At 52.5% G+C, this 10,424-nt stretch carries 11 protein-coding genes; all 11 read right to left on the bottom strand.

Going from position 1 to position 10,424, the window contains the following annotated elements; all coding sequences use genetic code 11:
- Positions 1 to 217: 217 nt before the first annotated feature.
- The 11 genes from cpoB to cydA all read right to left on the bottom strand — a co-directional run bounded on the left by cpoB (position 218) and on the right by cydA (position 9,239).
- Positions 218 to 1,003 (bottom strand): cell division protein CpoB, encoded by a 786-nt coding sequence (gene cpoB, locus ABLV11_RS22885; protein ID WP_004111482.1) that lies wholly within the window; start codon positions 1,001 to 1,003, stop codon positions 218 to 220.
- 9 nt (positions 1,004 to 1,012) lie between these two features.
- Entirely contained in the window at positions 1,013 to 1,537 is a 525-nt protein-coding gene (pal, locus tag ABLV11_RS22880) for a peptidoglycan-associated lipoprotein Pal (protein WP_004100337.1), read from the bottom strand.
- A gap of 34 nt (positions 1,538 to 1,571) precedes the next feature.
- Positions 1,572 to 2,864 (bottom strand): Tol-Pal system beta propeller repeat protein TolB, encoded by a 1,293-nt coding sequence (gene tolB, locus ABLV11_RS22875; protein ID WP_004100336.1) that lies wholly within the window; start codon positions 2,862 to 2,864, stop codon positions 1,572 to 1,574.
- Positions 2,865 to 2,993: 129 nt separating this feature from the next.
- Positions 2,994 to 4,316, bottom strand: coding sequence for a cell envelope integrity protein TolA (gene tolA / locus ABLV11_RS22870; RefSeq protein ID WP_017146322.1), 1,323 nt, complete (start codon positions 4,314 to 4,316; stop codon positions 2,994 to 2,996).
- A gap of 105 nt (positions 4,317 to 4,421) precedes the next feature.
- Positions 4,422 to 4,850 carry a colicin uptake protein TolR gene (gene tolR, locus ABLV11_RS22865; protein WP_004100333.1) on the bottom strand — a complete coding sequence of 143 codons (429 nt, stop codon included), beginning with the start codon at positions 4,848 to 4,850 and terminating at the stop codon, positions 4,422 to 4,424.
- A gap of 3 nt (positions 4,851 to 4,853) precedes the next feature.
- On the bottom strand, positions 4,854 to 5,546 hold the full coding sequence (gene tolQ / locus ABLV11_RS22860) for a Tol-Pal system protein TolQ (RefSeq protein ID WP_004100332.1): 693 nt from the start codon (positions 5,544 to 5,546) through the stop codon (positions 4,854 to 4,856).
- On the bottom strand, positions 5,543 to 5,947 hold the full coding sequence (gene ybgC / locus ABLV11_RS22855; RefSeq protein ID WP_004100330.1) for a tol-pal system-associated acyl-CoA thioesterase: 405 nt from the start codon (positions 5,945 to 5,947) through the stop codon (positions 5,543 to 5,545). Before ybgC ends, tolQ begins: the two co-directional genes overlap by 4 nt.
- A gap of 149 nt (positions 5,948 to 6,096) precedes the next feature.
- On the bottom strand, positions 6,097 to 6,387 hold the full coding sequence (gene ybgE / locus ABLV11_RS22850; RefSeq protein ID WP_004100327.1) for a cyd operon protein YbgE: 291 nt from the start codon (positions 6,385 to 6,387) through the stop codon (positions 6,097 to 6,099).
- Positions 6,387 to 6,500, bottom strand: a complete 114-nt coding sequence (gene cydX, locus ABLV11_RS22845; RefSeq protein WP_004100325.1) for a cytochrome bd-I oxidase subunit CydX — start codon at positions 6,498 to 6,500, stop codon at positions 6,387 to 6,389. The genes ybgE and cydX overlap by 1 nt, the downstream gene beginning before the upstream one ends.
- Before the next feature lie 15 nt (positions 6,501 to 6,515).
- A complete protein-coding gene (cydB, locus tag ABLV11_RS22840) occupies positions 6,516 to 7,655 on the bottom strand; it encodes a cytochrome d ubiquinol oxidase subunit II (protein ID WP_004100323.1) in 1,140 nt (379 codons plus the stop codon).
- 15 nt (positions 7,656 to 7,670) lie between these two features.
- Positions 7,671 to 9,239: a cytochrome ubiquinol oxidase subunit I gene (gene cydA / locus ABLV11_RS22835; RefSeq protein ID WP_004100321.1), complete on the bottom strand. Its 1,569-nt coding sequence runs from the start codon at positions 9,237 to 9,239 to the stop codon at positions 7,671 to 7,673.
- Positions 9,240 to 10,424 lie beyond the last annotated feature (1,185 nt).

Genomic DNA, 10,424 nt, shown 5'->3' with positions numbered 1-10,424 from the left:
AACCTGCGACCAATTGATTAAAAGTCAACTGCTCTACCAACTGAGCTAACGACCCACTATTTTCGTCGCTTTGGGCTTGTTCGATATCCCTTGGCAACGGCGGCATATATTACTGATTTCAGAATTCAGCGCAACAACAATTTAGATAAAGATTGCTTAACTGCTTAGGATTCATGCGACAAGACCAGAAATAATACGATTTCTGGTCATGCCATAATCATCCGAGCGCGTTAAGGCGTTTTTGCGCTTGTTTGGCTCCGTCGGTGCCAGGAAATTTACTGACCACCTGCTGATAAACCGCTTTGGCTTTTGCGGTATCGCCTTTGTCCTGCATGATTACGCCGACTTTAAACATCGCATCGGGCGCTTTCGGAGATTTAGGGTAGTTTTTCACCACGGAAGCGAAATAGTACGCCGCATCGTCTTTTTTACCCTTATTGTAATTCAGCTGACCGAGCCAGTAGTTGGCGTTCGGCTGATACGTTGAATCGGGGTACTTTTTGACGAAGTTCTGGAAAGCCGCCATCGCGTCGTCCTGGCGGGAAGCATCCTTCACCAGCGCGATAGCCGCGTTGTAATCGGTGTTTGCATCGCCGGTCGACGCCGGAGCGCCTGATGAAGCCGCTGGCGCGCTTGCCGCAGCGCCTTGCTCACTGGCTGACGACGGGCTTTGCGCGCCCGTCGCGCCGCCACCGCTGCTCAGACCGTCGATCTGCAGCAGGATCTGCTTCTGGCGTTCAACAACCTGATTCAGCTGATACTGGCTTTCCTGAATTTGGCCGCGCAGGGAATCAATATCGGACTGATTATCGGAGAGTTGTTGCTGGAGTTGGGTTAAAAGCTGGCTGTGCGCATTGGAAATACGCTCGAGTTGAGTGACGCGGTCTTCGACCGAGCCTGAGCCGACACTACTGATTGGCGCCTGAGCAAAAGCGGCCCAGGGGGCCGCTATGCCAACCAGTAACGACAGACTCAATAGATGATGTCTGAAGTTACTGCTCATGCAATTCTCTTAGTAAACCAGTACGGCGCGACGGTTTTTGGCGTAAGCCGCTTCGTCGTGGCCCAGTACTGCAGGTTTTTCTTTACCGTAAGAAACGATGGAGATCTGGTCAGCAGAAACACCTTTGCCCTGCAGATACATCTTAACGGCGTTAGCACGACGCTCACCCAGAGCGATGTTGTATTCCGGCGTACCGCGCTCATCCGCATGACCTTCTACGGTCACTTTGTAAGACGGGTTGCTACGCAGGAAGTTAGCGTGCGCGTCCAGCATTGCAGCGAAGTCAGAACGGATATCGTATTTGTCCAGATCGAAGTAAACGATATTGTTCTGCTGCAGCTGTTGCATCTGCAGACGAGCCTGCTCTTCGGAAGACATGTTGCCGCCGTTAGCGTTACCGTCCATACCAGTGCCGGCACCCAGCATGCCTTCACCGCTCTGGTCGTTGCTGGCGTTCTTGTTAGAAGAACACGCCGCGATTGCCATAACCGGCAGAGCGATCAACAGCCCTTTCAGCACTTTGTTCAGTTGCATTTCTTTGATTCCTTTAATAATCAATTATTTATTATCACAGATACGGCGACCAGGCAGGCGATTTTACCTGTCCATCAGTTGCCGGAAGACGCGCTTTGAAACGCCCATCTGTAGAAACCAGATTCAGCACGGATCCCATCCCCTGAGAAGAGCTGTAGATTACCATAGTGCCGTTAGGTGCCAGACTTGGCGTTTCATCTAAAAACGTTGATGACAGAACCTGCACACCACCCGCTTCCAGATCTTGTTTGGCAATGTGCTGCTGACCACCGGCCGAGCTTACCATTACCATAGTTTTACCATCAGCGCTCACGTCAGCATCCTGGTTTTGTGAACCTTCCCAGGTAATACGCTGCGGCGTGCCGCCATTAATATTGACTTTATATACCTGCGGACGTCCCGCCTGGTCGGAAGTAAAGGCCAGATTCTGGCTATCAGGGAACCAGCTTGGTTCGGTGTTATTGCTACGACCATTGGTCACCTGGCGAATCTGACCGGATCCGAGGTCCATCACGTACAGGTTCAGGCTACCGGTTTTCGACAGAGCGAAGGCCAGTTTGCTGCCGTCCGGCGAGAACGCCGGGGCGCCGTTGTGCTGCGGGAACGAAGCAATCTGACGAACGGAGCCGTTAGCCAGAGTCTGCACAACCAGCGCAGAACGACCGCTTTCAAAGGTTACGTAGGCCAGTTTCGCACCATCCGGAGACCAGGCCGGAGACATCAGCGGCTGGGTGGAACGGTGAACGAGGAACTGGTTATAACCATCGTAGTCGGATACGCGCAGTTCGTACGGGAACTGGCCGCCGTTCTTCTGCACCACGTAAGCGATACGGGTACGGAAGGCGCCCTTGATACCGGTCAGCTTTTCAAATACCGCGTCGCTGGCAGCGTGCGCGGCATAGCGCAGATACTGCTTAGTCACTTTAAATGAGTTCTGTGCAAGCACGGTACCCGGCGCGCCGCCGGTATCAACCAGCTGGTAGGCCACGTTATAGGAGCCGTCAGGGTTTTGCGTCACCTGACCCACCACAACGGCGTCAATACCCAGCGCAGACCATGCCGCAGGCTGTACTTCCTGAGCGCTACCCGGCTGCTGAGGCAGGCGAGAGCGATCGAGCGGATTAAACTTGCCGCTGTTGCGCAGGTCAGCCGCCACGATACCGCCCACATCTTCAGGTGCAGCACCCTGCCCCGCCCACTGGAACGGCACTACGCCGATTGGGCGTGCCGAGTCAACCCCTTGGGTAATCTCGATGCGTACTTCTGCGTGCAGCACTGCCGCCCACAGCATTAAAAAACCAAATGCTACTCGTAATGCCTGCTTCATCATATCTCCCTTATCCAGGCGGAAAGCCCACGATAATTTAGCAGAATGTTAACAAACCCAAATACACAAAACTACTAAAACCCTGTGACTACAATAGATTGTTTTTCCCCGCTTGCACGGGGAAAAATATCACTGAGGTTTGAAGTCCAACGGCGCATTTTTGAATACTTCATATACCGCCTGACTAGGCGGTTTTGGGAACTTAGCCTGTCGGGCTGCTGCAAGAGCGGCCTGACAAAGCGCAGGATCCCCGCCTTCAGACTGTATATTTAGCAACATGCCATCCGGAGCAAGTTTAATACGCAAGGTACAGGTCTTGCCTGAGTAAGACGCTGCGTCGTAAAACTTACTTTCAATGGCAGATTTGATCTGCCCGGCATAATTGCTGATATCAGCTCCTGATGCGCCATTATTTTTAGTATTACCACTCCCGGCAGCAGATGCATTGCTCCCTTTCGCCCCACCGCCAGTTTTAGGCGCATTCTTACCGGAGCTCAGGTCGCCGAGCAGATCGTCCACGCCGTTGGCCTCTTTGGCCGCAGCGGCTTTCTTCGCGGCTGCTGCCTTAGCGGCTGCGGCTTTCGCCGCTTTGTCTGCGGCGGCCTTCTCTGCTGCTGCGGCTTTGGCTGCCGCAGCTTTCTCAGCGGCGGCTTTTTCCGCTGCGGCGGCTTTCTCGGCTGCTGCTTTCTCAGCAGCGGCTTTCTGCGCGGCGGCTTTTTCTGCCGCTTTTTCGGCAGCAGCCTTTTCAGCCGCAGCCTGTTTCGCCGCTTCTTGCTGCGCTTTTTTCTCTGCCTGCTGCTGCGCTTTCTTCTCGGCTTCCTGCTGAGCTTTCTTCGCTGCATCCGCTTCGGCTTTCTTCTGCGCGTCCGCGGCCGCTTTCGCGGCTTCTGCTTCTGCCTGTTTCTTCGCATCCGCCGCCGCTTTCGCCGCAGCGGCTTCGGCTGCTTTCGCCTGAGCATCGGCCTTCGCTTTTGCATCAGCGGCGGCTTTGGCGGCAGCTTCCTGCGCCTCTTTCGCCTGAGCGTCCGCTTTCGCTTTGGCCGCTGCGGCGGCTTTCGCCGCGGCTTCTTCCGCCTGTTTCTGCTGCTCTTTCGCCTCTTTAGCCGCTTCCTGCGCCTGCAGACGCTCCTGTTCCAGCTGTTTTAGCCGTTCCTGCTCGGCGGCCTGCTTTTCGCGCAACTCTTCCGCCTGCTGCTGAGCCTGCTTTTCACGCTGCTCGGCGGCACGGCGGGCGCTGGCCTGCTGCTGCTGTTGACGGTCATAATTCTTCACAACCGCCCCCGGATCGACCATAACCGCATCTATAGAAGAGCCCCCGCCGCCGCCGGCAGAAGCATCCAGATGCTCGTCAAACGAACTCCAGATCAGCAGCGCTATCAAGACGATGTGCAGCGCGACTGAAACTATGATCGCTCGTTTAAGCTTGTCGTTTTGTTCGGTTGCCTTTGACACTATCGGTTCCCAAAAACTGTTCGCCTATTCCCGTTCGATGACGTCGGCCGCGGGACACGTTTGTCCCACCGTCGCCATATTGGCGGGGGTGCGTATTGCGAGCGATTAGATCGGCTTGGTCATCAAGCCAACCGATTTAACCCCTGCGCTATGCAACAGGTTAAGCGCTTTAATAATCTCATCGTATGGCACCTCTTTCGCACCGCCGATCAGGAACACCGTTTTCTCATTCGCCTCAAGTCGACGCCTGGCTTCGGCAATAACCTGTTCAGGCGGCAGCTGCGATAGCGTTTCCGGGCCAATTTTCACGTTGTACTGCCCGACTCCGGAAACCTCAACGATCACCGGCGGTTCATCGTTGCTTTTTACCGCCTGCGATTCCGTTGCGTCCGGCAAGTCGACCTCTACGCTCTGCGTAATGATCGGCGCTGTCGCCATAAAGATCAGCAACAGTACCAGCAGGACATCCAGCAGCGGAACGATGTTGATCTCGGACTTCAGTTCGCGACGCCCGCGTCCACGTGCTCTGGCCATGGCTTACCCCTTATTGCTTTCGCTGCTGGTAAACGCCTGACGGTGCAGAATAGCGGTGAACTCTTCCATAAAGTTGTCGTAGTTCAGCTCAAGTTTGTTCACGCGCTGGTTCAGACGGTTATAAGCCATAACCGCCGGGATAGCGGCAAAGAGACCAATTGCGGTCGCAATGAGCGCCTCTGCAATACCCGGTGCCACCATTTGCAGCGTCGCCTGTTTTACCGCGCCCAGCGCGATAAAGGCGTGCATGATCCCCCATACGGTACCAAACAGACCGATATACGGGCTGATAGAACCTACCGTACCGAGGAACGGGATGTGCGTCTCCAGGGATTCCAGCTCGCGATTCATCGAGATACGCATCGCGCGCGATGCCCCTTCGACAATTGCTTCCGGCGCATGGCTGTTGGCGCGATGCAGACGAGCAAACTCTTTAAAACCGCTGTAGAAGATTTGTTCCGAACCGGTCAGATTATCGCGACGGCCCTGGCTTTCCTGATACAGACGAGAAAGCTCAATACCTGACCAGAACTTATCTTCAAACGCTTCGGCTTCACGCGACGCCGAGTTGAGAATGCGCGTTCTCTGGATAATAATGGCCCAGGAGGCGATAGAAAAACAAACTAAAATCAACATGATAAGTTTAACCAGAAGGCTTGCCTTCAGGAACAAATCAAGGATATTCATCTCAGTCACTGCTTAAACTCCGCGACAATAGACTTGGGAAGCGCACGAGGCTTCATTAAGAGTGGATCAACGCACACGATCAGAACTTCAGCTTCATTCAAAACTACGTTCTCGGCGTTGACGATTCGCTGCGTGAAAACCAGGGTCGCCCCTCGCATTGAGGTTATCTCCGTCTGGATTTCGAGCATGTCGTCGAGTCTGGCGGGCGCAAAATACTCCAGCGTCATTTTGCGAACCACAAAGGCAACTCGTTCAGCCAGCAAAACCTGTTGGCTGAAGTGATGATGGCGCAGCATCTCTGTGCGTGCTCTTTCATAGAAAGCGACGTAGCTGGCGTGGTAAACCACACCACCGGCGTCGGTGTCTTCGTAGTAGACCCGAACCGGCCATCGAAACAGCGTTGTATTCACTTTACATCCCGGTAATGCAACAAAAGGTTAGTGCTTTCAAACTTCGCTACTATACGCGCGGGAATCGTGGTTTGGAATGGGGGAAAGTAAACGAGGAGTAAATTTTTATGGGCTTATGCAAGCCCATTTGGTTAACAGAGATTTCTTATTCAAAAGAAGAAAAAGAACAGGCCCAAAACGAGCACAATATCAGCGATAAGCGGACAAAAAATTCCCTGCCAGTGGATGGCGCGCGGGCGAAAGCCCACGCCGTGGATAACGCCGGTACACACCGCCCACATCAGCAGGAAGCCGTGCCAGATTTCCAGCTCACTGGTTTTGGCCGCAAAGCGCGACGGGTCCCAGAAGATGCAGCCCGCTAGCGCCAGCGCCATCAATAAGGAAAGCGCCCTTAACGGGCGCTTGTCCATTATCGCGTAAAGAGTCGCGATAATACTCATCAGTGTTCTTCTTTACCTGCTTTGGTGGCTTCCACGTGCTCAAGCGCCAGCGCGGTAATCACCCCAAAGGCACAAGCAAGAAGCGTTCCCAAAATCCATGCGAAATACCACATATATAGCTCCTTACCTTAGTACAGCGAGTGGGTGTTCTTTTCGATGTCTTCGCGAGTGATGCGACCGAACATTTTCCAGTAACACCAGGTGGTGTAGGCCAGAATAATCGGTACGAAGACAATCGCCACGTAAGTCATCAGGTTCAGCGTCAGCTGGCTGGAGGTGGCATCCCACATGGTCAGGCTCGCGTTCATCGCCGTGCTTGAAGGCATAATGAACGGGAACATGGCGATACCGGCAGTCAGAATGATGCACGCCAGCGTCAGCGAGGAGAACAGAAATGCCCAGGCGCCTTTATCTGCTTTGGTCGAAATGACGGTCAGCAGCGGCAGCGCCACGCCCAGAGCAGGAATCGCCCATAGCGCCGGCATATTATTAAAGTTCACCATCCACGCGCCGGCCTCACGAGCCACTTCTTTGGTCAGCGGGTTAGACGGGCCGGTATGATCCATGACGGATTTCACTACGTAACCGTCGATGCCATAGTAGACCCAAACGCCTGCCAGCGCGAAGCAGACCAGCGTCACCAGCGCCGCTACCGTTGAGACGGTGCGGGTACGCAGGTGCAGTTCGCCCACGGTACGCATCTGCAGATAGGTCGCGCCCTGCGTCAGGATCATCGCCACGCTCACAATACCGGCCAGCAGTCCAAACGGATTCAGCAGCTGGAAGAAGTTGCCGGTGTAGTACAGACGCAGATATTCATCAACGTGGAACGGAACGCCCTGCAGCAGGTTACCGAACGCCACGCCAATCACCAGCGGCGGTACGAAGCTGCCGACGAAGATGCCCCAGTCCCACATATTACGCCAGCGGGTATCCTCAATCTTCGAGCGGTAGTCGAAACCAACCGGACGGAAGAATAAAGACGCCAGCACCAGGATCATTGCCACGTAGAAGCCGGAAAACGCGGCGGCGTAGACCATCGGCCAGGCGGCAAAGAGCGCGCCGCCCGCGGTGATCAGCCACACCTGGTTTCCGTCCCAGTGCGGAGCAATGGAGTTAATCATAATTCGACGCTCGGTGTCGTTACGACCGAGGAAACGGGTGAGCATGCCCACCCCCATGTCGAAGCCATCGGCGACGGCAAAACCAATGAGCAGAATGCCAATCAGCAGCCACCAGATAAAACGCAATACTTCATAATCGATCATTTGACGACTCCTGTCTTAGCGTGCCGACTGAATAGCCGCAGAGGACTGTTCAAAGTGATAGCGACCGGTTTTCAGGCTGCTTGGTCCTTTGCGGGCAAACTTGAACATGAGGAACAGTTCAGCCACCAGGAACAGCGTGTACAGGCCACAAATCAGCACCATAGAGAAGATCAGGTCGCCCGCAGTCAGCGACGAGTTCGCTACAGCCGTTGGTAGCACTTCACCGATAGCCCAGGGCTGACGGCCATACTCGGCAACAAACCAGCCGGCTTCCACGGCAATCCACGGCAGCGGCAGGCCATAGAACGCAGCGCGCAGCAGCCATTTTTTCTCGCCAATGCGGTTACGAATCACGGTCCAGAAGGAGGCGCCAATAATCAGCAGCATCAGCACGCCGCACGCCACCATGATACGGAAGGCAAAATAGAGCGGCGCCACGGCAGGAATGGAGTCCTTGGTCGCCTGCGCAATCTGCGCTTCCGTCGCGTCGGAGACGTTGTCGGTATAGCGTTTCAGCAGCAGACCATAGCCAAGATCTTTCTTCACGTCGTTAAACCGATCGCGAACGGCCTGGTCGGTTGAACCTGCACGCAGCTGTTCCAGCAGCGCGTAAGCCTTCATCCCGTTACGGATACGCTCTTCGTGCTGAACCATCAGATCCTTCAGGCCGGTGACCTGTTTATCGACGGAGCGAGTCGCAATGATGCCCAGCGCGTAAGGAATCTGAATCGCGAAGCGGTTCTCCTCTGCTTTCTGGTCAGGAATACCAAACAGGGTAAAGGCCGCCGGAGCAGGCTGAGTTTCCCATTCTGCTTCGATAGCCGCCAGCTTGGTTTTCTGCACGTCGCCCATTTCGTAACCGGATTCATCACCGAGAACGATAACGGAGAGGATTGCCGCCATGCCGAAGCTGGCTGCGATAGCAAAGGAGCGCTTGGCAAAAGCAAAGTCGCGCCCTTTGAGCATATACCAGGAGCTGATAGCAAGAATGAACATCGCGCCGGTCACGTAGCCGGAAGCCACGGTATGCACGAACTTAACCTGAGCCACCGGGTTCAGAACCAGCTCAGAGAAGCTGACCATCTCCATACGCATGGTTTCAAAGTTGAAGTCCGACGCAATCGGGTTCTGCATCCAGCCGTTAGCGACAAGAATCCACAGCGCCGACAGGTTGGAGCCGAGCGCTACCAGCCAGGTCACGGCCATGTGCTGCACTTTACCCAGACGATCCCAACCGAAGAAGAACAGACCTACAAAGGTAGATTCGAGGAAGAAGGCCATTAAACCTTCAATGGCCAGCGGCGCACCGAAGATATCGCCCACGTAGTGAGAGTAGTAAGACCAGTTTGTCCCGAACTGGAACTCCATGGTCAAACCGGTTGCCACACCCAGAGCGAAGTTGATACCAAACAACTTGCCCCAGAACTTGGTCATATCTTTATAAATCTGTTTGCCGGAAAGGACGTAGACCGTTTCCATGATGGCCAGCAGGAACGCCATACCAAGCGTCAGCGGCACAAACAGGAAGTGGTACATCGCGGTCAAGGCAAACTGTAAGCGCGACAGTTCGACTATATCTAACATCATGACTCCTTGCTCATCGCATGAAGACTCCGAGAGTGAACCCCGTTAGAAAGGGTCACACGCATGCCCCAATACAAATTTATTTGCTTCTTCTCGTCACGCCCGTTTCCTCTGTCAAGGAAACGGTAGTGGTGAAAAGTTACAAACATGTTAACAAAACACCCAAATTGATCCCGTGATTATATTACGCTGCAAAACCCTTACAATAAATAGGTTTTTATTGTGATAAATTTGCAGTTTTCGACGGCGATCAATTTATAGCGAAAATATCAGATTTTGGTCAATTTGATCCGCGACAATTTAACTCCATTTCTTGTTCTTTTCCAAGTTTTAAACATTGATTTAAATCAATTTTCATTTTAAATGTTAATTATGTTTACTGTGTACAACACTAGTAAACACAAGGTTAACGGTATGTTTTTCAGGAGTGTCATCAGTTACTGAAAATGATAGACCATTTATTTCACAGCGGAGCGGTACTTAATGAGCCCTCGTGAGCGGCTTAAATGCCGACCTCAACTGATAATGTTGCGTAGTTCACAGATTTTTTTTATCAAGTTACTATCGTTTATTTTTTTACTGATTATATTTATCATTGCATTTACCTTTAATTAACACCCCTATGTGACTATCGTTTATCCCGTCACCGCCGCCCATCGATTTCTTTTTTGTGCAGGTCAGGCCCCCTGCTCTTCTTAAGGATCATCTGCAGTCTGCATTTTTACTCTCTGACGACGTATGTCTGCCTCATCAACAAAAATAGAATATGAAACGAACAATTCATCATTTGATAGCTTTATTCTAACAAGTTGCCTTTGACACATATAAAAACCAGCCCATAAATTCCGTTACCGCGCTCACAGAAAATTTTAAAGAATTGTATTTAACCCGTTATTTAGAAATACAGAAGCCAGCCAAAAATAAAATAAGATCTCGCTCACAAACATCGCAATATATTTATTACGAGAACTCAAAAAGGACCAATCAAATTTATAAGCATTAAGTACATCACTATGATAAACAAAGAATTTTTAACAAAAACTCAAAAATGCGCTTTTTTTGAATGATATTCTGAAAATAGATCAATTGCTTCCTCCCGACGAACCAAAGACACTCCAGCCCTATTAACAGGCAGCCATTACCCAGGCTGCCAAATATTAGATCGTCGTTTTTATTTTTATACCA

Source organism: Klebsiella sp. GW_Kp181 (assembly GCF_040062315.1).
Classification (GTDB): Bacteria; Pseudomonadota; Gammaproteobacteria; order Enterobacterales; family Enterobacteriaceae; genus Klebsiella; species Klebsiella oxytoca.
Note: the sequence above shows the minus strand (reverse complement) of the source record. Positions and strands in the feature narration are given on the sequence as shown.